At 69.9% G+C, this 23461-nt stretch carries 23 protein-coding genes and 1 pseudogene; 11 read left to right on the top strand and 13 right to left on the bottom strand.

From position 1 onward, the window contains the following. Positions 1-13 precede the first annotated feature (13 nt). From AB0M48_RS19270 to AB0M48_RS19250, 5 genes are read left to right on the top strand one after another with little or no spacing between them, the layout of a single operon-like run. Positions 14-1594, top strand: coding sequence for an ABC transporter ATP-binding protein (locus AB0M48_RS19270; protein ID WP_363843498.1), 1581 nt, complete (start codon positions 14-16; stop codon positions 1592-1594). Further along, positions 1594-2667, top strand: a complete 1074-nt coding sequence (locus tag AB0M48_RS19265; protein ID WP_363843495.1) for an ABC transporter permease — start codon at positions 1594-1596, stop codon at positions 2665-2667. Before AB0M48_RS19270 ends, AB0M48_RS19265 begins: the two co-directional genes overlap by 1 nt. Continuing rightward, positions 2664-3917, top strand: a complete 1254-nt coding sequence (locus AB0M48_RS19260) for an ABC transporter permease (protein WP_363843492.1) — start codon at positions 2664-2666, stop codon at positions 3915-3917. Before AB0M48_RS19265 ends, AB0M48_RS19260 begins: the two co-directional genes overlap by 4 nt. Further along, positions 3910-4299 carry a cytidine deaminase gene (locus AB0M48_RS19255; protein WP_030478475.1) on the top strand — a complete coding sequence of 130 codons (390 nt, stop codon included), beginning with the start codon at positions 3910-3912 and terminating at the stop codon, positions 4297-4299. The genes AB0M48_RS19260 and AB0M48_RS19255 overlap by 8 nt, the downstream gene beginning before the upstream one ends. After that, positions 4296-5570 (top strand): thymidine phosphorylase, encoded by a 1275-nt coding sequence (locus AB0M48_RS19250; RefSeq protein WP_363843488.1) that lies wholly within the window; start codon positions 4296-4298, stop codon positions 5568-5570. The genes AB0M48_RS19255 and AB0M48_RS19250 overlap by 4 nt, the downstream gene beginning before the upstream one ends. A 3-nt stretch (positions 5571-5573) precedes the next feature. Here the strand turns inward: AB0M48_RS19250 and AB0M48_RS19245 are convergent, their stop codons facing one another. Next, complete coding sequence (locus tag AB0M48_RS19245; protein WP_363843485.1) at positions 5574-7022, bottom strand: serine/threonine-protein kinase; 1449 nt, start codon at positions 7020-7022, stop codon at positions 5574-5576. A 291-nt stretch (positions 7023-7313) separates the two neighbouring features. Then, entirely contained in the window at positions 7314-8759 is a 1446-nt protein-coding gene (locus AB0M48_RS19240; protein ID WP_363843482.1) for a hypothetical protein, read from the bottom strand. 359 nt (positions 8760-9118) lie between these two features. Here AB0M48_RS19240 and AB0M48_RS19235 point away from each other — a divergent pair, with 359 nt between their 5' ends. Beyond that, positions 9119-10207: an adenosine deaminase gene (locus AB0M48_RS19235; protein ID WP_363843479.1), complete on the top strand. Its 1089-nt coding sequence runs from the start codon at positions 9119-9121 to the stop codon at positions 10205-10207. Here the strand turns inward: AB0M48_RS19235 and AB0M48_RS19230 are convergent. From AB0M48_RS19230 to AB0M48_RS19210, 5 genes are all read right to left on the bottom strand, one after another. After that, a complete protein-coding gene (locus tag AB0M48_RS19230; protein WP_363843476.1) occupies positions 10197-11183 on the bottom strand; it encodes a dTDP-glucose 4,6-dehydratase in 987 nt (328 codons plus the stop codon). The two genes, AB0M48_RS19235 and AB0M48_RS19230, sit on opposite strands and share 11 nt — an antisense overlap. 2 nt (positions 11184-11185) lie before the next feature. After that, on the bottom strand, positions 11186-11929 hold the full coding sequence (locus AB0M48_RS19225) for a GntR family transcriptional regulator (RefSeq protein ID WP_363843474.1): 744 nt from the start codon (positions 11927-11929) through the stop codon (positions 11186-11188). A gap of 90 nt (positions 11930-12019) precedes the next feature. Beyond that, the gene (locus tag AB0M48_RS19220) at positions 12020-13237 is read right to left on the bottom strand and encodes a primosomal protein (RefSeq protein ID WP_363843471.1); all 1218 of its coding nucleotides are present in this window, start codon (positions 13235-13237) and stop codon (positions 12020-12022) included. 54 nt (positions 13238-13291) lie between these two features. Beyond that, positions 13292-13738, bottom strand: coding sequence for a YbaB/EbfC family nucleoid-associated protein (locus AB0M48_RS19215; protein WP_363843468.1), 447 nt, complete (start codon positions 13736-13738; stop codon positions 13292-13294). Further along, positions 13726-14079: a YbaB/EbfC family nucleoid-associated protein gene (locus AB0M48_RS19210; RefSeq protein ID WP_363843465.1), complete on the bottom strand. Its 354-nt coding sequence runs from the start codon at positions 14077-14079 to the stop codon at positions 13726-13728. The genes AB0M48_RS19215 and AB0M48_RS19210 overlap by 13 nt, the downstream gene beginning before the upstream one ends. Before the next feature lie 145 nt (positions 14080-14224). Between AB0M48_RS19210 and AB0M48_RS19205 the strand changes: the two are divergent. Continuing rightward, positions 14225-14401: pseudogene (locus tag AB0M48_RS19205) on the top strand (tautomerase family protein); the annotation flags it as partial. Position 14402: 1 nt separating this feature from the next. Here AB0M48_RS19205 and AB0M48_RS19200 read toward each other — a convergent pair. Beyond that, a complete protein-coding gene (locus AB0M48_RS19200) occupies positions 14403-15587 on the bottom strand; it encodes a C40 family peptidase (RefSeq protein ID WP_363843462.1) in 1185 nt (394 codons plus the stop codon). Continuing rightward, positions 15584-15910: a hypothetical protein gene (locus AB0M48_RS19195; RefSeq protein ID WP_363843459.1), complete on the bottom strand. Its 327-nt coding sequence runs from the start codon at positions 15908-15910 to the stop codon at positions 15584-15586. Before AB0M48_RS19195 ends, AB0M48_RS19200 begins: the two co-directional genes overlap by 4 nt. A 92-nt stretch (positions 15911-16002) precedes the next feature. Between AB0M48_RS19195 and AB0M48_RS19190 the strand changes: the two genes are divergently transcribed. Then, positions 16003-16539, top strand: coding sequence for an SMI1/KNR4 family protein (locus tag AB0M48_RS19190; RefSeq protein WP_363843456.1), 537 nt, complete (start codon positions 16003-16005; stop codon positions 16537-16539). A 44-nt stretch (positions 16540-16583) separates the two neighbouring features. On the opposite strand, the gene AB0M48_RS19185 is transcribed toward AB0M48_RS19190, so the two are convergent. The 3 genes from AB0M48_RS19185 to AB0M48_RS19175 form a co-directional block, all read right to left on the bottom strand. Next, on the bottom strand, positions 16584-17108 hold the full coding sequence (locus AB0M48_RS19185) for a VanZ family protein (protein ID WP_363843453.1): 525 nt from the start codon (positions 17106-17108) through the stop codon (positions 16584-16586). Between the two features lie 77 nt (positions 17109-17185). Continuing rightward, positions 17186-19363 carry an FtsX-like permease family protein gene (locus AB0M48_RS19180; protein WP_363843450.1) on the bottom strand — a complete coding sequence of 726 codons (2178 nt, stop codon included), beginning with the start codon at positions 19361-19363 and terminating at the stop codon, positions 17186-17188. Beyond that, complete coding sequence (locus AB0M48_RS19175; RefSeq protein ID WP_363843447.1) at positions 19360-20046, bottom strand: ABC transporter ATP-binding protein; 687 nt, start codon at positions 20044-20046, stop codon at positions 19360-19362. Before AB0M48_RS19175 ends, AB0M48_RS19180 begins: the two co-directional genes overlap by 4 nt. A 109-nt stretch (positions 20047-20155) precedes the next feature. Here AB0M48_RS19175 and AB0M48_RS19170 point away from each other — a divergent pair, with 109 nt between their 5' ends. Beyond that, positions 20156-21286: a histidine kinase gene (locus tag AB0M48_RS19170; RefSeq protein ID WP_363843444.1), complete on the top strand. Its 1131-nt coding sequence runs from the start codon at positions 20156-20158 to the stop codon at positions 21284-21286. 50 nt (positions 21287-21336) lie between these two features. On the opposite strand, the gene AB0M48_RS19165 is transcribed toward AB0M48_RS19170, so the two are convergent. Beyond that, complete coding sequence (locus AB0M48_RS19165) at positions 21337-22545, bottom strand: RNA-guided endonuclease TnpB family protein (protein WP_363843441.1); 1209 nt, start codon at positions 22543-22545, stop codon at positions 21337-21339. Positions 22546-22642: 97 nt separating this feature from the next. On the opposite strand from AB0M48_RS19165, the gene AB0M48_RS19160 reads away from it, so the two are divergent. Next, a complete protein-coding gene (locus AB0M48_RS19160) occupies positions 22643-23269 on the top strand; it encodes a response regulator transcription factor (RefSeq protein ID WP_363843438.1) in 627 nt (208 codons plus the stop codon). After that, the gene (locus AB0M48_RS19155; protein WP_363843435.1) at positions 23266-23460 is read left to right on the top strand and encodes a helix-hairpin-helix domain-containing protein; all 195 of its coding nucleotides are present in this window, start codon (positions 23266-23268) and stop codon (positions 23458-23460) included. Before AB0M48_RS19160 ends, AB0M48_RS19155 begins: the two co-directional genes overlap by 4 nt. Position 23461 lies beyond the last annotated feature (1 nt).

Below are 23461 nucleotides of genomic sequence, written 5' to 3'. Positions count from 1 at the left end.
GGAGCACTCGACGATGAGCAGTTCCACGTCCGTTGGGACGGACGAACACCCCGCGGTGGTGCTCACAGGCATCACCAAGCGATTCCCAGGTGTGGTCGCCAACAGCGACGTCCACCTGACCGTCCGCCGTGGCGAGGTACACGCCCTGTGCGGTGAGAACGGCGCGGGCAAGTCCACCCTGATGAAGATCCTCTACGGCATGCAGCCGCCGGACGAGGGCACCATCGAGGTGAACGGCGAGCAGGTGCGCTTCCGCACGCCGTCCGACGCCATCAAGGCCGGCATCGGCATGGTGCACCAGCACTTCATGCTGGCCGACAACCTCACCGTCCAGGAGAACGTGGTCCTGGGTGCCGAGGCCCTGCACGGCATCGGCAAGAAGGCCCGCGCGCGCATCATCGAGCTCTCCGGCAGGACCGGGCTCAACGTCGACCCCGGCGTTCTGGTCGAGCAGCTCGGCGTCGCGGACCGGCAGCGCGTCGAGATCCTCAAGGTGCTCTACCGCGGCGCCAAGGTGATCATCCTGGACGAGCCCACCGCCGTGCTCGTGCCGCAGGAGGTCAACGAGCTCTTCGACACCGTCCGCGGCATGCAGGAGCAGGGCTACACGTTCCTGTTCATCTCGCACAAGCTCGACGAGGTCCGCGCGATCGCGGACTCCGTCACGGTGATCCGCCGCGGCACGACCGTGGGCAGCGCGGACCCGAAGACCGTCAGCTCCCGGCAGCTCGCCGAGATGATGGTCGGCAGCGAGCTCCCGAGCCCGGAGACCCGCGAGTCCACCGTCACCGACACGGTCGTGCTGGACGTCAAGGGCCTCAGGCTGATGACGCCGGACGGCTCGCGGCCGATCCTGGACGACATCGACATGGTGGTCCGCTCCGGCGAGGTCGTCGGCATCGCGGGTGTCGAGGGCAACGGCCAGACCGAGCTCGTCGAGACGATCATGGGCATGCGCAAGGCCGGCGGCGGCACGATCACGTTGCAGGACAAGGACCTCACCAAGCTCGGGACGCTGGCCCGGCGCGAGGCGGGCATCGGCTACGTGCCGGAGGACCGCCACCGCCACGGCCTGCTGCTCACGCAACCCCTCTGGTACAACCGGATCCTCGGCTACCAGACCCGTCAGCCGACCGCCAAGGGCATCTGGCTCGACACCGAAGGCGCCAAGAAGGACACCGAGCGGATCGTCGCGGACTTCGACGTCCGCACGCCCGGCATCGACGTGCCCGCGGCCGCCCTTTCGGGTGGCAACCAGCAGAAGCTCGTCGTCGGGCGGGAACTGTCCGGCGACCCGGTGCTGCTGATCGCGTCGCACCCGACCCGGGGTGTGGACGTCGGCGCGCAGGCGTTGATCTGGGACGAGATCAAGCGCGCCCGCGCCGCCGGTCTCGCCGTGCTGCTGATCTCCGCCGACCTGGACGAGCTGATCGGCCTGTCGGACACGATCAAGGTCATGTTCCGCGGACGCCTGGTGGCCGACGCGGACCCGAACACCGTCACGCCCGAGGACCTCGGCAGCGCGATGACGGGTGCGGGCAGCACGAGCGCAGCGGTCCAGGAGACCGCTGTCGTCGAGGAAGGCGCGAACTGATGGGACACCTGCGCGGCAAACTCCTGCCGCCCGCGTTGGCGATCGTCTTCTCACTGCTGTTGTGCGGCGTGGCGCTCATCATCTCCGGCGCGAACCCGCTCGACGCGTTCGGTGCGATGGTGACGCAGGTCGGCAAGGGCACGACGCTCGTCGACATCGTCAACTCGACGGGCATCTACTACATCGCGGCGCTCGCGGTGGCGATCGGGTTCCAGATGAACCTGTTCAACATCGGTGTCGAGGGCCAGTACCGCGTCGCGGCCGTCATCGCCGCGATCGTCGGCGGCTCGATCGCGCTGCCCACCGGCATCCACACGATGGTGATCATCGTCGTGGCCGCGATCGCCGGTGCCGCCTGGGCCGCGATCCCCGCGATCCTCAAGGTGACGCGCGGCGTCAACGAGGTCATCTCGACGATCATGATGAACGGCCTGGCCATCGGCCTGTCCGCCTACCTGATCCGCCGCGACGTCTTCGGTGAGCTGCGGGGCAACAACATCCGCACCGCGGAGATCCCGGAGAGCGGCTGGATGCCCGGCATCTCGTTCGGTGGCAGCGGCACGATGTTCGGCTTCATCTTCGTGGCCATCGCCCTGGGCATCGGCTACTGGGTGATGATGAACAAGACCCGGTTCGGCTTCGAGCTGCGCGCGTCCGGCGAGTCCTCGACCGCCGCGTCGGCCGGTGGCGTCAACGCCAAGAAGATGATCCTGGTCTCGATGCTGCTCTCGGGCGCCATCGCTGGCCTGATCTCGCTGCCGGAACTGCTCGGCCGCGACCACACGTTCAGCCTGAACTTCAGCGCCGGCATCGGCTTCTCGGGCATCGCGATCGCGCTGCTCGGCCGCAACCACCCCGGTGGCATCGCGTTCGGCGCGCTGCTCTGGGCGTTCCTCGACAAGTCGGGTCTCGCGCTCGACAACGTCGGTGTGCCCAGGGAGATCGTCACCATCATGCAGGGCTCGATCGTCCTGTCGGTCGTCGTCGCCTACGAGGTGGTGCGCCGGTTCGAGCTCGCCTCGGAGCAGCGTCGCGTCGGCCGTGAGCTCGGAACTGTCGGAGGTGCGGCGTGATCACGACGTTGGAGGAGAAGCCGCACATCCCGGCGGCGCCTCGCAAGCGCAAGGTGCCCGGCTGGGCCGTGGCCATGCTCGGTGTGGCGGGTGCGATCGCGTTGCTCTCGATCACCTCGTACCAGACGAACTTCCCGCAGCTGACGTCGTCGGGCACGACCCAGACGGCGGTCCGGCTCGCGCTGCCGATCCTGCTCGCCGGTCTCGGCGGTCTGTGGGCGGAACGCGCCGGCGTGGTCAACATCGGCCTCGAAGGCATGATGATCATGGGCACCTGGGGTGCGGCGTGGGCCGGCTACCAGTGGGGTCCGTGGGCCGCTCTCGTCGCGGCCGTCGTGTTCGGTTCGCTGGGCGGCCTGCTGCACGCGATCGCCACGGTCACGTTCGGCGTGAACCACATCGTCTCCGGTGTGGCGATCAACCTGCTCGGCGCCGGTCTGACGAAGTACCTGTCGACGCTGATCTTCCTGCCGCTGTCGAGCAACCCGCGGCAGTCGCCGCCGGTCCAGTCGTTCGACACGTTCTCGGCGGCGGGCCTCGGTGACTGGCTCGGCGAGCTCGAAGCCGGGCAGCGCCTGTTCATCTCGGACGTCGCCGGCATCCTGCGCGGCCTCGTCACCGGCGTCTCGCCGCTGACGATGATCGCGATCCTGCTGCTGCCGCTGTCGTACTACCTGCTCTGGCGCACCCGCTTCGGCCTGCGCCTGCGCTCGGTCGGCGAGAACCCGCACGCGGCGGACTCGCTGGGCGTCAAGGTGTACTTCCACAAGTACGTCGCCGTGATCGTCTCCGGTGGTCTCGCCGGCCTGGGTGGCGCCGCGCTGGTGCTCAACCCCGGTCAGCTGTCCTACCTGGAGGGCCAGACCGGCGGCCGCGGCTACATCGGCCTCGCCGCGATGATCTTCGGCAACTGGCGGCCCGGTGGCCTGCTGGGCGGTGCGGCGCTGTTCGGCTACGCCGACGGCCTGCAGCTGCGTTCGGGCGGCGAGACGGTGCTGGCGCTGGTTTACGGCGTGGTGCTGCTGCTCGGCGTGATCGTGGTGTGGCAGCTCATCCGCCGCAAGTGGTTCTCCGCGGCGGCGGCCATCGTCGTGGCCGTGCTGATGTACCTGCTGTACATCAGCCTCGACGAGATCCCCAGCGAGTTCGTGTCCTACGCGCCGCACATGGTGACGCTGGCCGTGCTGGCCGTGGCATCACAACGGTTGCGGATGCCGGCCGCCGACGGTCTGGTGTACCGCCGTGGCTGAGGTCGACTGGGACCTGCTGCGGGCACGGGCGGTGGAAGCGGCGTCGTTCGCCCACTGCCCGTACTCGGGGCTGCAGGTCGGTTCCGCGGCGTTGTGCGACGACGGCCGCATCGTGACGGGCTGCAACGTCGAGAACGCCTCGTACGGCGTCGGTCTGTGCGCCGAGTGCGCGATGGCCGGTCAGCTGCAGCTCACGGGCGGCGGCCGGTTCGTCGCGGTGGCCTGCCGTTCCGGTGCCGGTGAACTGCTGATGCCGTGCGGCCGGTGCCGTCAGGTGCTCTACGAGCTGGGTGGCCGCGACTGCCTGGTGGACACGCCTTCCGGCGTGCTGCCGATGTCGTCGGTGCTGCCGGACGCGTTCGGGCCGGAGGACCTGCCATGAGCTTCTCGGCGGTGGACGTCATCCGCGCCAAGCGCGACGGCGCGGTGCTGACGGACGCGCAGATCGACTGGGTCATCGACGCGTACACGCGCGGTGCCGTCGCGGACGAGCAGATGTCCGCGCTGGCCATGGCGATCTTCTTCAACGGCATGACGGCGGCGGAGACCGCGCGCTGGACGCAGGCGATGATCTCGTCCGGCGAGCGGCTCGCGTTGCACGTCGACCGGCCGACGGTGGACAAGCACTCGACGGGCGGTGTCGGCGACAAGATCACACTGCCGCTGGCACCTCTCGTCGCCGCGTGTGGCGCTGCCGTGCCGCAGCTGTCCGGTCGCGGTCTCGGCCACACCGGCGGCACCCTGGACAAGCTGGAGTCGATCCCGGGGTGGCGCGCGGCACTGTCCACTTCGGAGATCCTTTCGCAGCTCTCCTCGGTCGGTGCCGTGGTGTGCGCCGCCACCGAAGGACTTGCTCCGGCCGACCGCAAGCTCTACGCGTTGCGGGACGTCACCGGGACCGTCGAGGCGATTCCGCTGATCGCGTCCTCGATCATGTCGAAGAAGATCGCCGAGGGCGCCGAGTCACTGGTGCTCGACGTGAAGGTCGGCTCCGGCGCGTTCATGAAGGACCTGACCTCGGCGCGTGCTCTCGCCGAAGCCCTGGTGGCCATCGGCGTCGAGCACGGCGTGCGGATCTCGGCCCTGCTGACCGACATGTCCGTGCCTCTGGGACGCGCTGTCGGCAACGCGGTCGAGGTGGCCGAGTCCGTCGACGTGCTGCGCGGCGGCGGACCTGCCGACGTCGTCGAGCTGACGGTGGCGCTGGCTTCGGAAATGCTGTCGCTGGCCGGGATCTCGGCCGATCCGGCCGCCGTGCTGGCCTCCGGTGAGGCTTACGAGGTGTGGGCGCGGATGATCCGGGCCCAGGGCGGCGATCCGGATGCCGGCCTGCCCGTCGCCTCGCACAAGCACGTGGTGACGGCACCTGCCACCGGTGTGCTGTCCACTTTGGACGCTTACGGCGTCGGGGTGGCGGCGTGGCGGCTCGGTGCCGGTCGTGCCCGCAAGGAGGACCCGGTGCAGTTCGGTGCCGGCGTGCTCTGCCTGGCCAAGCCGGGGGACGCCGTCGAGGCCGGACAGCCGTTGCTGGAGCTCTACACCGACACCCCGGACGCGGTCGGCGGAGCCCTGCAGGCGCTGGAAGGCGCTTACGAGGTCCGGGATGCCGCGCCGGAGCGCCCGCCGCTGGTCATCGACACCATCCGCGGCTGAGACCTAGCCGACGAGCGAGCCCGCCAGGGGTGACCTGTCCTGCTTCCACAGCACGCACAGGACCTCCTGGCGGCCCGGCGTCGTGGCGTCCTTGTAGGCCTCCCACTCCTTCTGGGTGGGGACGAGTCCGGTGAAGCCGATGGGCTCCTTGATGTTCGGCTCGATGGCCCTGAACTGCTCGGTGCAGTAGTTCTTGGTGAAGTCGGCGAGCCACTTCGTGCCGGGGTAGGCGACGTCCTTCGGCTTGTCCCACAGCGGTGTCGCGGCCGAGAAGAGCTGGATGCCGTGCGGCCCGTCGCACGGCACGTTCGTCCGCACCGGCGACCCCTGCGTCAGGAAGTCCTTGGCGCACTGCGTGCCGGAGAGGTTCCACTCGGGCACGTCACCGCCGCGCCCGAAGGTGGCGACGCGTCGTGACGGCAGCGGTGCGCCCACCGGCAACGCCGCAGCTTCGGTCCACTCGGTGGAGTTCTCCGTGGTCTGGCTGGTGCCGGTGTTCTGGCCCGCGTTGGAGTCTTTGGGCTTGAAGACCTGGTACCCGGCGAACGCGACGCCCGCGAGCACCGCGACGCCCACGACCACGGCGGCGACCTTGACAGCGGTGCCCTTCTTGTTCTGCGGCAACGGAACCGCCGGGGCGCCCTGGACGATCGCCGTCAGCATGTGACGAGCCTGCGGTGCGGTCAGGCGCCTGTTCGGGTCGACCGTCAGGAAGCCGCGGATCACGTCGGCCAGCGCGGGCGAGGCCTGCCGCAGCACCGGCGGCTCGTTCATGACCGCGTGCAACGTCGACGCGGTGGACGTGCGTTCGAACGGGCTGACGCCCTCAACGGCGTGCGCCATCGTGACGCCGAGTGCCCACAGGTCCGACGCCGGTGAGGCCTCCCAGCCGCTGAGCCGGTCCGGCGACATGTACGCGGGTGAGCCGACGATGCCGCCGTTGTGCGTGAGCCGCGGGTCGTCCATCGCCTGCGCGATGCCGAAGTCCGTGAGCTTCACGCCCCCGTCCGGACGCACCATGATGTTGCTGGGCTTGACGTCCCGGTGCACGATGCCCGCCGAGTGCGCGGCCTCCAGCGCACCGAGCACCTGCAGCGCGACACCCGCCATCCAGGTCGAGTCGCGCGGCCCGTGCTTCTGCACGATGCCGGCCAGGTCGAGCGCGTCGACGAGCTCCATCGCGAGGTAGGTCCGGTCGTTCTCGCGGACGATGTCGTAGACCGTGACGACGGCAGGATGGTTCAACCGGCCCGCCGTGCGCGCCTCGCGGAGCATGCGCTCTTCGAGCACGTTGCGTTCCTCGGCGGCGATGCCCTGCGGCGGGTGCAGCTCCTTGAGCGCGACCGCGCGTCCGAGCACCTGGTCCTGGGCACGCCACACGACACCCATCGCACCTCTGCCGAGCTCGGCGAGCAGTACGTAGCGGTTGGCGACGAGTCGCTGTTGCTGCACGGACCATCCCTCCTGGACGCCCCCAGATTCCGGCGAGCATAACGACGGTCGTGTGAGCGCTCTCCTCATGGTCACGTCTGCCGTCGGTGACTGGTTCAACGGCGCGGCCATCGCGCGCCACGCTTCGGGGCGGATGACCGGCGAGCCGATCGAACTCACCCACAGCCGCCCGTGCTCGACCATGCGTCGCTCAACACACGACGAGCTGGTCAAGCGCGGCACGACCAGGCCGCGAACGCGGAACGGCCCCGGAGCGACGTTGCTCCGGGGCCGTTCGCAGTGGTCTGACGATCAGGCGCCTTCGGCCGCCAGGTCGTCGTCGTCCATGTCCTTGCCGCCGTTCGCCGGCTTGGGGCCACCGTTCTTGCGGGTGCGGCGCTGCGGGCGCGGCAGGGCGGTGGGCGGCGGGGGCGGGGTGGGCGAGCCGCCGCCGAGGATGAGCTCGGCGAAGGTGGCCATGGCCTCGTCCAGCTGGCCGCCGATGCGCAGTTCCGACTCCTGGTTCGACCTGCGGACCAGGGACTGCAGCGCGTCGGTGTCCGGGCGGGCGCCGACGGTCTCGGCGACCTTGGACAGGCTCGCGTCGACGGAGCCGCCGAGCTCGGAGATGCGGGCGGCGAAGCCGTCCTCGACCTTGTCGAGGCGGTCCGTCATGGTGTCGAGCTTCGAGGTGACCTGCTCCAGGCGGCCGGCGAGGGCCTCCAGGCGGTCGGCCGAGTCGACCTGGTCGCGGGACTGCTCGATCGCCGCGTACAGGGCGGTGCGGGCCTCGTCGAGCTTGCCGCCCACGACCTCGCGGGTGTCGGCGACGGCCGTCGCGAGCTCGGTGCGGGTCTCGGCGAGCGAGCCGGCGAGCGAGTCGCGCGTCTCGGCCAGCGTTCCGGCGAGGGAGTCGCGGGTCTCCGCCACGACGCCGGCCAGTTCGCCGCGGGTCTCCGCCACGGCGCCGGACAGCTCGGTACGGGTCTCGGCCAGCGACGCGGCCAGCTTGTCGTGGTTGCCGGTGACGGTGGACGTGAGCTTGTCGCGGCTGTCTGCGATCGCTCCGGCCAGCTCCCCGCGGCTTTCGGCGATGGCGGTGACCAGCTCGGTGCGGGCGGCGACGAGGGCGTCGCGCTGCTCGTCGGCGCGGCCGTGCACGCTCGAGAAGGACTCGGCGAGGATCTTCTGCAGGGCCTCGCGGGTGCCGTCGAGGTGCTCGTGCACGCCCTCGTCGACCTCGTCGAGACGGCCGCGCAGCGCGGCTTCGAGGGCCTCGATGCGCTCGCGCAGCGGGTTCGTGACGGCGGCCGGGATCGCGTCGACCTTGCCGTCCTGCTTGTCCAGGTGGCCGTCGAGGTCGTCGATGCGCTTGTGGATGCTGGAGAGCTTGTCCTCCAGGCCGTCCATGCGGCCGGCGACACCCTCGAAGCGACCGGCGACGCCGTCGAGGCGGCCGTCCAGCTGGGCGAAGGGCTTGGCGAGCTTGTCCACCAGGGCGTCGACCGCGCGACCGATGTCGGCGACGGCGTTGTCCTGGGCCTCCAGCTTGGCGAGGGCCTCGTCCAGGCGCTCAGCGAGAACGCTGACCTCGGTGCGGTCCGGCAGCTCCGACAGGCGCTTGCGAACCGAACCCAGCGACTCCAGAGGCGACATCCGGGCGTGGATCTCGTCCAGCGCGTCGAAGATCTGCTGCTGCTCGCTCTCACGGATCTCCGCGGCGCGCGTGAGCATGTTGCGCATCCGATCGAAGGACATCGTGGAGTTGTTGTTCTCTGTCACGGCTGAGTGCCTTCGTCCAGGGGAGGGGGAGACCACGGGAGCCTATCCGCGTCACGGGACGTCGCTGTACCACCCCCGCCAGAAAACGGCCGGGTACGGATGGGCAACTAACCCGATCAGGCTACCCGACTACTCTCAACGCCAAGTTACCGCCCGGAAGCAGGCAGTAACGTCCGTTGATGTTCCTACCTTGGGGTGACTCAAGCCTCGCAATGGTTGCAGAAAGTTGCTGATCACGGATCTGCAACGACGTTGTACCGACAAACGATCATATCGGTAGCAAGATCAATCTGGCGAACGCCGGAGCGGCGTGTCGCCTGGAGTAACGTGTAGCAATGTCCACGCCGCTTACCTTGGAGTCCATCCGCAGCGCGCCGAAGGTGCTGCTGCACGACCACCTCGACGGTGGCCTCCGCCCGCAGACGGTGATCGAACTCGCCGATGCCTCCGGCTACCAGGGCCTGCCCACCACAGACGCGGGCGTCCTCGGCGGCTGGTTCCGCGACAACGCCAACTCCGGCTCTCTCGTGCGCTACCTCGAAGGTTTTGCCCACACGTGCGGTGTCATGCAGGACGAGGCGTCTCTCGTCCGCGTCGCCGCCGAGGCCGTGGAGGACCTGGCCGCGGACGGCATCGTCTACGCCGAGATCCGCTACGCCCCGGAGCTGAACACCGGGAAGGGCCTGTCGCTGGAGCAGGTCGTCGAGGCAGTCCAGGAGGGCTTCCGCCTCGGCTCCGCCCGTGTCGCCGAGACCGGCCGCAAGATCCGCGTCGGCACCCTGCTGTGCGCGATGCGCCAGAACGAGGGCTGGCTGCGCGTCGCCGAGCTCGCCGTCCGCTACCGCGACCTCGGCGTCGTCGGCTTCGACATCGCGGGCCCCGAGGCCGGGTTCCCTCCCACCAGGGGCCTCGACACGTTCGAGTACCTGCGCCAGCAGAACGCGCACTTCACCATCCACGCCGGTGAGGCGTTCGGCCTGCCGTCCATCTGGGAGGCGATCCAGCACTGCGGCGCCGAACGGCTCGGCCACGGCGTGCGGATCGTCGACGACATCAAGGTCTCCGGCGATGGCACCGTCCAGCTGGGACGGCTGGCCGCGTACGTCCGCGACCGCCGCATCCCGCTGGAGATGTGCCCGACGTCGAACCTGCAGACCGGCGCCGCGCCGACGCTCGCCGAGCACCCGATCGGCCTGCTCGCCAAGCTGCGGTTCCGCGTCACGGTCAACACCGACAACCGCCTGATGAGCGACTGCTCGCTCTCCAGCGAGTTCGCCGCGCTGACCGAGACGTTCGGCTACGGCTGGACGGACCTGCAGTGGTTCACGATCAACGCCATGAAGTCGGCGTTCATCGGGTTCGACGAACGGCTGTCGATCATCAACGAGCTGATCAAGCCGGGGTACGCCTCGCTCACCGGGTGAGTGATCGCCCGGCCCAGGCGCTCTCGTCGATCGCGCTGAGCTCCAGCAGCGGCTCCCACCACGCGCGGTTGGCCGCGTACCAGCGGATGGTGTCCCGGACGCCGGCCTCGAAGCCGATCTCCGGGCGCCATCCGAGCTCGCGGCCGATCCGCGAGGAGTCCAGCAGGTAGCGGCGGTCGTGGCCGGGCCGGTCGGCGACGGTCTGCTTGCGCGACAGCGGAAGCCCGAGCTCGTCCAGCACGAGGTCCGCGATCTGGTCGACGCTCGCCTCGACGCCGGTGCCCACGTGGTAGGTCCGGCCGACGACGCCGTCGCGCAGCACCGCGTCGATCGCGCGGCAGTGGTCCAGCACGTGGATCCACTCGCGGCGGTTGCCGCTCGACGCGTAGACGGGCAGTCGCTCCCCGTTCAGCGCGCGGGTCGTGAACAGCGGCAGGACGTTCTCGGGGAACTGGTTCGGGCCGTAGTTGTTGGCGCAGTTGGTGATCGTCACCGGCAGGTCGAACGTCTCGAAGTAGGAACGCACGGCGTGGTCCGCCCCGGCCTTCGACGCGTTGTAAGGCGTGCGCGGCCGGTACGGCGACTCCTCGTGGAACGCCTCGGTGGCGTCCAGGGCGAGATCCCCGTACACCTCGCACGTCGACACGTGGTGGAACCGCCGAACGCCCGCGCGACGGCACGACTCCAGCAACGCCTGTGTGCTCAAGACGTTCGTGCGGAAGAAACGGCCGGGATCGAGCACCGCGAGGCTGTTGTGCGACTCGGCCGCGAAGTTCACCACGACGTCGACGCCCTCGACATCGGCGGAAGCGATGTCCGCGTGCACGAACGGCACGTCGGCGGGCAGGTTGGTGCGGGTGCCGCGGTAGGTCAGCGCGTCGAGCGCGATGACCTCGTCAGCGGGGTGTTCGCGCAGCCAGTAGCGGGTGAAGTGCGAGCCGATGAACCCGGCAGCACCGGTGACGAGCACGCGCATGGTCAGTCCTCCGAGGGAATCGCGGCGACGCCGGGAGGTTCCGCGCCGGGCCAGCCGCGGAACTCGACCTCCAGCTGGAACCGGTGGCCCAGGTAGTGGTGCTCGGACAGGGCGATCGGGTGCTCCGCGGCGTCCAGGGCGATGCGGCGCACCAGCAACACCGGCGTGGCGGCCGTGACGCCGAGCAGCGATCCGAGGTCACCCGCGGCGACGGCGGCGATGCTCTGCCGGACGACGGCGATCTGATTTCCGTCGCGGCGCAACGTCTCCCACGTACCGGGTGACTCGGCGTCGGCGCGGCTGACCGGTGCGGCCAGCGCCAGGGGCACCCACTCCGTCACGACGTCCAGCGGCGTGTCCCCGGTGCGGCGCAACGAAAGCACGCGCAGCATCTCGCCGGAGCCCAGTGTCGAGGCGACACCGGCCGGAGCCTCGCGGTAGCCGTACTCGAGAACCGTCCGCACGAGGGAGACACCGGCCTCGGCGACGGCCGACTGCGCGTGCTGGAACGTGCCGAGCGCCAGGGGCTGCGCGAACGACACCACGTACCAGCCGGCGCCTTTTCGCGACGCCAGCAGGCCCTCGTCGCGCAGCTGCTCCAGGGCGCGGCGCACGGTCACGCGGCTGACCTCGTAGCGGCGGCCCAGCTCGGCCTCGCTCTCGATCGATCCGGCCGGGCCGTAGTCGCCGAGCGTGATGCGCTCGCGCAGTTCGGCGGCGAGACGCTGCGACCGAGAACCTGTCATAAACCTGTATCATACAGGCGACGCAACACCGCTGGGCGACAACAAAAAGAGGGCCACCCGAGCGGGTGGCCCTCCTCTGCGTCAACGGACTCAGTTGGTGTTGAGCCGGTCCTCGAACGAGGCCTGCAGCGTGCGGAACGCGGCCACCTCGGCGTCGTACGGCGCGGACGGCGCGAGACGCGTCGGGTCCGGCGACACGACGAACGACACGAGCCAGCCCAGCGACTCGGACGAGGCGAGCGCGTTCTTCACGGACTCGTCGTCGGCCCACTCGGCCGCGTCCTCGAACAGTTCGACGGCGAGGTCGAGCTGCTGCGGGTCGAGGGCGTCGGGGCCCTCCTCCATGTCCTCGGCGATGCCGGTCAGCACGTAGACGTTGTCGTCGTCGACCTCGACGTCGAGCTCGCCCGCAGTGGCCTTGACCTTGATGTCGTTCCAGGTCTCGACCTCGGCCAGGTCGTGCTCGTCGTTCTCGGCGACGAAGCGGCTCAGGCCGCGCGGCGAGCTGAAGACCTCGATCTTGCCGCGGCGACCCAGGAACACCGGGTCGTCGCCGAGGTAGCAGCGCAGCGTGTAGAACTCGCCGGCCGACGTGATGATCTTGATGGGGTCGACGCCGACCTCGGCCCAGAAGCCGGTGGGCTCGGCCTTGTCCTCGTCGTCCTCGGACTCGCCGGGGGCGTCGACGGCGGCAGCGGCCGTCGCGGCCTCCAGCGCGGCGAGCTCCTCCTGGGCGACCGCGAGCTCCTTCTCGGGGACCTCCGGCGTGTTCACCACGCTGTCGATCGCGTCGAGGACCTCGTCCCACTTCTCGGAGACGACCTCGGACAGCTCGCCCCACAGCTTGCCGCCGTCACGGCCGCTGAACGGCAGCGTGCCCTGCGGCAGCAGCGAGAAGCCCTCGGCGCTGTCGAGCACCTCGTGGACCTTCTCCAGGTCGCAGACGTCCGCGAGGGCGCGCACGATCGCGATGACGTCGGCGAGCTCACCGATCGTCCAGGTGTCCGGGTCCTCCGCGACGAGCTCCGGCACGCCGACGAGGTCGAACTGGTGGTTGTCGTCCGGCGAGAGGTCCGCGACGCCCAGCGACGGCACGACCGGCCACGCGGGGTGATCGGTCAGGTCGTGCTCCTCGGCGGTGCGCACGAACGCGGCGAGGTGCGCGGCGTCGGGGAAGACGAACAGGTCCTCCTCGTCGCCGAGGAACGCCTCCCACTCCTCGCCCTTCTCGCGCCAGCGGGGTGCCCACAGGGTGACCACGTCACCCTGCGTCAGCCCCAGCTCGATGGGGACGATGTCCTGCGCCATCCTGACCTCCCGGTCACGCCTGCCTGATGCCGTCGACGAGCCTAACGGTGCTGATCACCGGCGCCACAAGGGGTTCTCGAAGAAAGCGTCTTCGTCTGGGTCCTCGACGCGCGGCGACCTCTGCCTGCGCTCCGGTGGTGCCTGCTCAGCAGGGGCTTTGGGCGGTACGACCGGGTTCCAGGTCGACCGGAAGGGTGAGTCGCCGGCGATGGACTCGACGTCGATCGCCATTCCGTCGCCCAGGGCCAGTGCCATCTTGTTGAAGCTGGCCTGCACGGCCGCGTTCGTGGCGAGCCGGACGGTCTCGGTGACGACCTGGCCGACCGCCTGCGCGCCCTGGCCCAGCAGCGCCGGGTGCAGGTGCAGCGCCTTGATCTCGCCCTTCGGCGACGCCGTGACCATGCACATCCCGTTCGGGTGCTCGGCCGTGGCGGTGAGGACGCCGAGCTCGCGCTGGAGCTGCTCGGTGGCCCGCATCCGTTCCTCGTTCACCGCTGCCACCCGAAGTCGTCCTCGTCCTGACCACGTTCGACACCCAGCGCGGTGAGTTCGCGCGGGTCGACCACTCGGTCCAGCGTCTGGTGCAGGCGGGTGTTCGCGGTGCGCTGGGCCTTGTCGGCGATGCGCATGATCTCGGCGGCGAGTCCCTGCGGGCCCATCCGCAACGCCGCCGGGCTCACCGAGATCTGCCGCGGTGGACCGCCGGGCGTGGCGACCACCGTCACCGCGCCGTCCGGAGAGGACGCTCGTCCTGTGATGGGACCACTGCGCGTGACGTGCTCCGACACCGCCTGCTCGACATCGCGCGCCTTCCGCGCGGCGCGCTGGACGTCGTCGTCCACTCCGATCACCCCCTGATGTGGACAGTGTGCCGCATTTCAGGATCTTCGGTGGCGGCTTGTAGCAAGGCCGTGAGTTCGGCGGCGACGTCGTCGAGGGGGTCGATCGCGCGCTCGGCACGGCACATCGCGACGGCGCCCTCCGCCGCCGAAACGCGCCGGCCTCGTGCAGGAGGCGACGGCGCTGGTGCTCGCCGCCGCCGGACTGGGTGAGGCCGACGCCGTACGGGTGTGGGTGCTGATCCACGAGCAGCCCGAGGGGACCTGGGGCGCCGGCGGTCAGATCGTGAAGTTCGCCGAGCTCAAGGCCCTAGGCGCGAAGTGACTCAGCCGGTGGGGCGGTAGAAGCCGTAGAACGACATCCCGCTGTTCGTCGTGCGGATCGGCTGCACCTGCACCGGGTCACCGGCCTCGACCATCTGGCCGTTGCCGATCACCATCGCCACGTGCCCGTCCCACACCACGAGGTCGCCGGGCAGCAGCTGGTCCGCCGGCACCGAGGCGCCCATCGCCTGGGACGAGGCCGGGCGCGGGATGTCGAACCCGGCGCCGCCGTAGGCCCACTGGGTGAGGCCGGAGCAGTCGGTGCCCTGGGGCGGGTTCGCGCCGCCCCACACGTACGGGGTGCCCAAGGCGGACAACGCGTTGCGCACGGCCTTGGCCGCGGTCTCGTTCGGTGCCTCGGCGCTGCTGCCGTCCGGCAGGTTCACGCCGACGCCCTCACCGGGCTGCGGCGGGATCGCGACGGGCAGGCGCGGGCCGGAGCCGCCACCACCTCCACCGCCGCCGCCTGATCCTCCGCCGCCACCGCCGCCCGAACCACCGCCGCCGCCCCCACCACCGGAGCCGGATCCGCTGCCGGAGTTCGATCCGGGACCGGATTCCTGCTTCTTGGTGTCGGACGCGCCGGCCGTCGAGGTGGTGCCCTCGTCGCCGCCGAGCGGGTCGCCGAGCTTCGCCAGCGCGCCCGCGTCCGGCTTCTGCAGGGCGTTGAGCTGCCCGACGAGCTGCGTGAGCTGGTCGCGCACCTTCTGCAGTTCCGCCGTGGTCTTGCTCTGGTAGTCGGAGGCCATCCCGGCGAGGTCGGCGACGGCCGCCAGCACCACGCCGGGCCCGGCCACGAGGGACAGGGCGAGTGCGGCGGCGAGCTTCGGGGTCGCCTTGGACGTGAACTCGTCGATGAGGCCCTGGATCGCGGTGCGGCCGCCGGTCACCGCCGTCACGCCGGTCGAGGCCGCGGTCTTGATCGTGGAAGCGTTGGAGGACAACAGGTTCGCGGCCGACGCGAAGGTGGAGACGCGGGCGGTGAAGGCGTTGGCCTTGTCGCCGGACCACGTGTTGAGCACGGCGGCCGAGGCCGAGGCGTGCCGCGTGCCGAGATCGGTCATCGCGGTCTGGGCGCGGCCGAAGGCGTCACCCGCGCGCGTCGCGCCGCCGGTGTCACCGTCGAGCTTCGCGAGGTTCTCCTTCATGGGCGCGATGAACTGGCTCAGCAGCCCTTCGACGCTCATACCTGCGCCGCCCTGTTGATCGACGCCTTGTGCGCCTCTTCCTGCGCGATGTAGGACTCGCGGGCTTTCGCGACCGCGGTGCCCAGGCCCGCGAGGCCCGTCGACGCGGCCTGCAGCGCGTCGAGCTGCGCCTGCGCGGCCGCCTGGAACGCGGCGTTGAGGCCGACCTCGTTGCCCAGTTTGCCGAAGCAGTCGCCCGGCAGGCTCGTGGTGCCGCTCAACGTGCCGGTGCCGACCGTGCCGACCTCGCTCGCCAGACCGCTCACGGCCGACGCGTACCCGGTCAAGGCGTCGAAGTCGACCTTGAGGCCTTGTTCCGCCATCTGAAAGCTCTTCCCCCAGTAGTGACCTGTTCGCTGCGATCCTGCCCCGATGAGCGGTACCTCGCCCGTCGTTCCGCCAAGATCATGGATCGGTGGGTGTGATCGAGCACTGGAACCGGATCCTGGCATGGCTGGCGGAGCACGCTCCGGCCACCCGCGCCGTGTTGCGTCCGAGGTATGACGCGCTGCCGGATCTTCGGGTTCCGATCGATCTGCAGCTGTGGTGGAGCGTCTACGGCGGCACCGAGGAAGGGCTCTTCGCCGAGATCCTGCCGCCCTTCTACACGCCGCTGGGCGCCGACCGCGCGTTCGTGCTCAGGGAGACCCACGTGAGCAAGCCCGTGGACTCCTCCGAGGCGGGCGCGCCGACCGCGGGGTTCCACCCCGAGTGGCTCCCGATCGCGTTCGACGGCACCGGCGACGTGCTCGCCGTGGACCTGAGGCCCGGCGTGCTGCGCGGCTGCGTGGTCGAGTGGGACCAGGAGCGCAACGAGATGGTCAAGCCGGAGTGGACGTCGATCGTGGAGATGTTCGACCAGGTGGCGACGGCCCTGGAGGCGCGCGGCGCGGTCGGCCACTGCATGCCGGAGGTCAACACCGCGGGCGAGTTGGGCTGGCGCACCACCTAGACCTCGTGGCCGTCATGATCAGGTGAAGGGCCCGGCGGCGCGCGTCACCGCGCGCTGACGAGCTCCCGCTGAGGCACAGCGGTGGCCGTCTTCACGCGGGCGTAGACCTTCACGGCGGTCAGCGCGCCGAGCCAGCCGAGCGCGGTGCCGGTGGTGTTGGTGATCAGGTCGTCGACGTCGAAGATCCTGTTGGCCCACAACAGCTGCGATCCCTCGATCAGCAGCGAGACGCCGTAGCCGATCAGCGCGGCCTGGCCGATCGTGCGCCTGCCCCAGAACACCAGCATCGCGCCGAGCGGGACGAACAGCAGCACGTTCAGCGTCATCTGGTCGAACGCGATCTGCCCGTCGCGGACCGTGTCGGCGATCCACTGGAACGGGACCAGCTGCACGGACTGGCGCGGCGCGACCGTCTGCATCGGCAGGAACGTCGCCGCGAACAGCATGCTCGCGTAGGCGGTGATGGTGGCGCCGCGGAAGGTCAGCTGACGGAACAACAGCTGCGGAGCCAGGAAAACGATGGACAGGAAAACGCCCCACTGGATGCTCGCGAGCTGTGCATTCGTCATGAATCAAAGGTAGGAAAATGGCCCTCCGCGCACATCGCGCTGAGGGCCGGTTCCCCTCTCGTACTTCCGGCCGAGCGCTACTCCGCCGCGTAATCCCGCGGGCTGATGCCGCGTAGTACCGGACCGCACGCCAGGGCCGCTACCAGCGCGACCACGACGCCGACGCCCACCGGGGCGATGACCCACGGCGTGATCGGCATTTCGCCGTGACCCACCAGTCCGCGCGCCAGAGTGAGCAGTCCGAGACCCACGGCAATTCCCGCACCGCACGCCGCGATTGTGACGGCGAACACCGGCAGCACCACTTCTCGGCGCAATGCGTGAGCCAGCACGCGAATGGGAGTTCCGGCCGCGATCAACGCACCGAAAGTGCGCCTGCGGTCGATCACCGACCCGGCCGCGGCCACCGCCGCGCCGATCCCGCCGAGCACCGCCGCGATGGAGAGGCCGATGATCGTGGCCCGCTGGAGGTCCGCCATCAGCGTGTCGCCGTGCAGACCCCGCTGCTCGCCGTCCACCAGCCGCACGCCCGGCAGCGTGCCGATCAGCGCGGTGTGCACGGTCTCGCGGTTCTCCGGCGTCGTCGGCACGCCGACCATCGACAGCTCGCCCGCGAGTGACGGCAGCAGGTCGCGGTCGATGACCGCGCTCACCCGGCCACTGCCCTCGAAAGGCCGCGTCTCGTAGTTCGCCGGCAGCTGCGCGGTCACGGTGTCGTCGCCTCCGCTCGGCCTGAACTCGTTGCCCTGCAACGGTCCTGACGAGTAGACGGCGGGTCCCGGCCGGCAGTGCAGGCCGGACAGCACCTGCGCGACGTCGGCGCACTCACCGACGATGACGTACGTGCCGTAGTCGCCACTCCTGATCGTGCCGTCGAGCATCGTGACGACCGGTCCCGAAGTCGCCAGGCGCAACGGCGTGATGTCGTGCGTCACCTGCTCCGCCACGATCGCGTTCTCCCGCCACGTCGAGTCGCGGTACGGGACCTGGCTCTCCAGTCCCGGCAGCATCGTGAGCGCCATCGAGCCGGTGAACACGGCGATCACCACGCCCGCCGAACCGCGGAACGCCGCCACCGGGTCACCGGCGAGCCTGCGCCCGGCCAGCAACGTCGAGGGCCTGCGCCACCGCCCGACGAAGAACCTGCCGACCCACGCGGTCAGCACGGGCCCCGCCAGCACCAGCGCGAGCGCCACCGCGCCGAGACCGAGGAGCACGACGGTGAACTGGCTGTCGCCGCCGGTCTCCTGCGCGTACACGATGCCGAGGAAGAACACGCCCAGCGCGCCCGCGATGGTCAGCAGCCGCCACGACCGGACCCCGCGCTTCGCCTCCGCCGCGAGCGGCTGGTGCACCACGCGTCGCAGTCCCGTGATCGCGGCCCCGACGACCAGCAACGGCGCGAGCACGGCCACCGCCGCCACGACCGCGGGTTCCGGCACGAAGTCGCCGGGGTACCAGATGCCGCCCTCCCACGGCACCTCGGCGGTGACGTGGCTGAACGGTTGTGCCAGCACCACACCCAGCACGCTGCCGACGACCGCGCCGATCGCGGTCTCGACGGCGGTCATCACCACGACCTGCCGCGGACTGGCACCGGCGAGCCTGAGCGCGGCGAGGCGCCGTTCCCGTTTCGCCGCGGTCAGCCTCGCGGCCGAGGCGACCAGCACCAGGCACGGCACGACCAGCACCACGAGCCCGACGCGCGTGAGCAGGTAGAGCATGCCGTGGTAGTCGTCGCGGTACGAGCCGGCGCCGCCCCGCAGATCGGCCGTGGGGTAGCCGTTCCCGACCTCCTCGTGGCCGACGATCGCGACGAGCTCGCCGGGGAACCTGAGCGCTTCCGGCCCCAACTCGGCGATCTGCCTGCCGGGGAAGCGGTTGCCGAGCTTCTCCGCCGGGGTGTTCCGCACGAGGTCCGCCAGCGCGGGCGACAGCAGCACCTCGCCCGCCTCCGGGAACTTGGTGATGCCGGCCGCGACCGGCACGGCGCCCTGTTCGGTGCGGGCGACGTCGAACCGTTCGATGAGCTTGCCGTCGTAGGAATCCCGAGTCGCGGCAACGGAAATGACGCCCTTGTCGCTTTGGCCGACCCCGTCGCGCCACGCCGTGCGGTCGGCGCGCGCCTGCAGGCCGTTCGGTGCGGCGAGCAGCCACAGGACCAGCGACACCGCGATCATCACGCCGAGCGCGACCAGCACCGTCGCGACCTGGCTGCGGCGGTCCCTGCGCAGCACCGCGAGAGCGATCCTCACGCGGACACCCCCGTGTTGATCCCCTGGGCGATCCTGCCGTCCTGGATCTCGACGACGCGCAGCGCCCGGTCCGCGATCGCCTTGTCGTGCGTGACGATGACGACGGCCGCGCCGGTCTCCTCCGCGGCCTGCAGGAGCGCGGTCATCATCTCCTGGCCGGTGCGCGTGTCGAGGGCGCCGGTCGGTTCGTCCGCGAAGATCACCCGCGGCTGGTGGGCGAGGGCCCGCGCGATCGCGACGCGCTGCGCCTGCCCGCCCGAGAGCTGGCTCGGCAGCCGCTTCTCCAGTCCCCGCAGGCCGAGCCGCGCGAGCCAGAGCCTGGCCGCGCCGAGCGACTCCTCGCGCGAGCCGCCGGCGAGCAGCATCGGCAGCGCCGCGTTCTCCTCTGCGGTCAGTTCGGCCACGAGCATCCCCGACTGGAAGACGAACCCGAACGCCGTGCGCCGCAACGCGCTGCGTCCCGTCTCGTTCAGTTCGCCGATCGCCCGCCCGTCGAGGAACACCTCGCCGCCGTCCGCGCGCAGGATGCCGGACAGCACGTGCAGCAGCGTCGTCTTGCCGGAGCCGGACGGACCCACGACCGCCAGCACGTCCCCGGCCTTGATGTCGATGTCCACCCCGGCGAGCGCGTGCACGTCGCCGTAGGTCTTGACCAGGCCCCGAGCGGCCAGAACCGAATTCATGGTCCTCAAGGTGCCGTGCGCGGAGCCGGAAAACCTCAGCCTTGACGACACACCGGATCAGCCGGATGACCGAGGCCGGAGAGGTCTGGTGGTCCTACCGTTGTCTCCCGTGGACAGTCACCGGGGCCAATGGCCGATCGCCGCCGTTCTCGCCTTGCTGATGGTGGGCGAGCTTTTGATCATGGGAGAGCCCGGCAGGGCCGGGGCGCTGGTGTGGCTGCTGACGGTACCGGTGTGCATCGCGGCCGTGACCTCGTTCAAGTCGAGGGCCTTCACCATCCCGGTGGCGGTCGTGTCGATCTTCGTCTCGTCGTTCGTCATCGCGTACTTCCAGGTGAACGTGCCGACGATCCTCAGCCCCCTGACCATCGCCGAGACCGCCGCGTGCCTGGTCATCACGGCCGTCGTCGTGCGGGAAGAACCCCGCCGCGCCGCCACGTGGTCGGTGGGCTCGCTGGCCGCGGTGAGCTTCTTCGCCGCGATCGTCCGGGACAACTGGATATCGGGCAGCAACTACAACGAGATGCTCGGCTCGCTCGTCCTGGGCTTCACCGCCGTCGGCACCGGCCTGTACTTCCGCGCCCGCGACACCGAGAGCGGCCGCCTGATCGCCGCCGCCGTCACCGACGCGCAGAAGGAAGAGCGCATCGCCCTGGCCCGCGAGCTGCACGACGTCGTCGCCCACCACGTGACGGGCATGCTCGTGCAGGCCCAGGCCGCGCTGGAGGTCTCCGACGACGACCCGCACGCCGCGCACCGCCTGCTGCCCGGCATCGTCCGATCGGGCACCGAGGCCCTGGGCGCGATGCGCCGCCTCGTCGGCACGCTGCGCCAGGGCGAGAACGAGGCCGCCACCACCGACCTGGCCGCCGACGTCATCGCGGCCGTCGAACGCACCCGCGAGCTCGGCTTCGAGACCCGCCTGCGCATCGACCTGCCCGACGACGTGGCCCCCGAGCTGGGCCGATCGGTGTTGCGCCTGGTCCAGGAGTCGCTCACCAACGTGCACAAACACGCCGTCTCGCCCACCATGATCGACGTGGACATCTCGCGGACGCCCGGTGGGGCGCTGCGCGTGATCGTGGCCGACGACGGTCAGCTGCACGAGCTGAACCAGGGTGGCTACGGTCTCGTGGGCATGCGTGAGAGGGTCGACCTGCTCGGCGGCCTGTTCTCGGCGGGCCCGCGTGAGAACGGCTGGCAGGTGCTCGCCGAGCTACCCCTGGAAGGGACGAATTGACTTTCCCCGGCTTGAACGACGGGGCCCCATCCACCTCGCGGTGGATTGCGCTACGCGCCACGCCTCGCGGCGCGGGTTTCCTGTTTCACAGCCGACAGCGGAAGGGCAAGCCCTTGCCGTCTGACATCAGCTCCGCAGGCATCGCCCGAGTCTCCTCGGGCTACGGCTCGACCAGCCGCAAGGATGTTCTTCGCCGCGTTGAGATCCCGGTCGTGCCGGGTGCGGCAGCCCGGACACGTCCAGTGCCGGGTGGAAAGCGTGAGTTCGACGAGTACATGTGCACAAGCAGAGCACTTCTTGCTGGATGGGAACCAGCGGTCGATCACGATCAACGTGCGGCCCGCGCGCTCGCATTTGTACTCCAGCTGCCGCCGGAGCTCCCCCCATCCCGCGTTCGAGATGGCGCGGGCGAGGTTTCGGTTGCGGATCATGCCCGCAACGTGGAGGTCTTCGACCGCGATCGTGTCAGCTGCGCGCACCAGTCGTGCGGTGGTGCGGTGCAGGAAGTCCCGCCGAGCGTTGCAGACTTTTCGATGAGCAGCGGCGACTCTGACCTTCGCTTTGAGGCGGTTGCGGCTACCGCGCCGGCAACGGGCCATCCGGCGCTGGTACCGGGCGAGGTTCTTGATTTTGCGCTCGAGTTGGTGCGGCGTGGCCCTCCGCTCGCCGTCGCTGGTCACGAGCAGATTCGTCAAGCCGAGGTCGACCCCGATGGCGTGGCCTGTCGGTTCGGCGGGCGCGGGTGCGTCGATGTCGACGGCAAAGGTGACGAACCAGCGGCCGTCCTGTTCGCGAGAGACCACGACCATCGTCGGGTCCAGGACTGCCACGTCCACGTGGTTGAACGACCAAGCGAACCGCAGCGGGGAACTCGTCTTGGCAAGCGTCAGTGCGCCATTGCGCAAGCGGAACGCCGAGCGGGTGTAATGCACGCTTTGACGGCCATGGCGCGACTTGAACCTGGGGCGGCGCGCACGTCCGGTGAAGAAATTCTGGAATGCGGTGTGCTGGTGGCGCAGCGTCTGCTGCAACGGCACACAAGACACTTCCGACAGGAAAGCAAGTTCCTCGGTGCGTTTCCACGAGGTCAAGGCAGCGTCGGTCTCTTTGTACGACGTGGCTGCACCTTCAGCGCGATAACGCTCGTTCCGCGCGCTCAGGGACTTGTTCCACACCAGACGTGCGCATCCGAACGTGCGGTTGAACACCGCAGCCTGTTCCGGCGTCGGGTAAGCCCGACATTTGTACGCTGTCCGCACGAACACAACGTACCGGAAGCAACATGGCCACTGCGAAGCCGGCTCGGTCACCTGTATGTGGGGGAATGCGGATTCCTCCCCTTTTGAAGGGAAAGAAGTGATCTCGGTTCTCATCGCCGACGACCAGGAGATGGTCCGCGTCGGGTTTCGGATGATCCTGGAGAAGCAGCCGGACATCACCGTCGTCGCGGACGTCCCCGACGGGATCGCGGCCGTCACCGCCGCCCGTGAGCTCAAGCCCGACGTGGCGTTGCTGGACATCCGCATGCCGGGCCTGGACGGGCTCGAGGTGACCAAGAAGCTGTCACCGACCACGAAGGTCGTCGTCGTGACGACGTTCGACCTGGACGAGTACGTCCACACGGCGCTGGAGAACGGGGCGTCCGGGTTCCTGACCAAGGACGCCGGTCCGGCGTTGCTCGTGGAGGCCGTCCGGGCCGCGGCCGCGGGGAACGCGCTGATCTCGCCCCAGGTGACCGTGCGGATGCTGGAGCACTTCGCCCGGCCCGCCGAGCGGCCCGACCTGTCGTTGCTGACGGCTCGGGAGCAGGACGTGGTCCGGGAGGTGGCCCGTGGGCTCAGCAACCAGGAGATCGCGTCCGCGCTGTTCCTGTCGCTGTCCACGGTGAAGACCCACCTGGCCTCGGTGCAGACGAAGCTGAACGTGCGCAACCGCGTCGGGATCGCCTCGTGGGCGTGGCGGGCAGGGCTGGTGAACTCGTGAGCACCGAGTTCCCGCGCACGATCGGCAAGGTGGCGGCGCGCGAACTGGAGTCGCACGGCTACACGACGTTCGACTCGCTGACGAAGGTGTCCGCGAAGACGCTGCTGAAGATCCACGGCGTCGGCCCGAAGGCCATCAGGATCCTGGGGGAGGAGCTGGCGGCGCAGGACAAGGCCTACGCCGCCGATTAGC

Origin of the sequence: Lentzea sp. NPDC051208, assembly GCF_040682435.1 — a bacterium.
GTDB classification, from domain to species: Bacteria; Actinomycetota; Actinomycetes; order Mycobacteriales; family Pseudonocardiaceae; genus Lentzea; species Lentzea kristufekii.
Note: the sequence above shows the minus strand (reverse complement) of the source record. Positions and strands in the feature narration are given on the sequence as shown.

Bases quoted from the DNA above. Each gene is read 5' to 3' on its own strand.
- AB0M48_RS19200 (WP_363843462.1), bottom strand. From the start codon at position 15,587: ATGAGCGTCGAAGGGCTGCTGAGCCAGTTCATCGCGCCCATGAAGGAG.
- AB0M48_RS19225 (WP_363843474.1), bottom strand. From the start codon at position 11,929: ATGACAGGTTCTCGGTCGCAGCGTCTCGCCGCCGAACTGCGCGAGCGC.
- AB0M48_RS19265 (WP_363843495.1), top strand. From the start codon at position 1,594: ATGGGACACCTGCGCGGCAAACTCCTGCCGCCCGCGTTGGCGATCGTC.
- AB0M48_RS19250 (WP_363843488.1), top strand. From the start codon at position 4,296: ATGAGCTTCTCGGCGGTGGACGTCATCCGCGCCAAGCGCGACGGCGCG.
- AB0M48_RS19220 (WP_363843471.1), bottom strand. From the start codon at position 13,237: ATGGCGCAGGACATCGTCCCCATCGAGCTGGGGCTGACGCAGGGTGAC.
- AB0M48_RS19195 (WP_363843459.1), bottom strand. From the start codon at position 15,910: ATGGCGGAACAAGGCCTCAAGGTCGACTTCGACGCCTTGACCGGGTAC.
- AB0M48_RS19230 (WP_363843476.1), bottom strand. From the start codon at position 11,183: ATGCGCGTGCTCGTCACCGGTGCTGCCGGGTTCATCGGCTCGCACTTC.
- AB0M48_RS19270 (WP_363843498.1), top strand. From the start codon at position 14: ATGAGCAGTTCCACGTCCGTTGGGACGGACGAACACCCCGCGGTGGTG.
- AB0M48_RS19240 (WP_363843482.1), bottom strand. From the start codon at position 8,759: ATGTCCTTCGATCGGATGCGCAACATGCTCACGCGCGCCGCGGAGATC.
- AB0M48_RS19175 (WP_363843447.1), bottom strand. From the start codon at position 20,046: ATGAATTCGGTTCTGGCCGCTCGGGGCCTGGTCAAGACCTACGGCGAC.
- AB0M48_RS19185 (WP_363843453.1), bottom strand. From the start codon at position 17,108: ATGACGAATGCACAGCTCGCGAGCATCCAGTGGGGCGTTTTCCTGTCC.
- AB0M48_RS19235 (WP_363843479.1), top strand. From the start codon at position 9,119: ATGTCCACGCCGCTTACCTTGGAGTCCATCCGCAGCGCGCCGAAGGTG.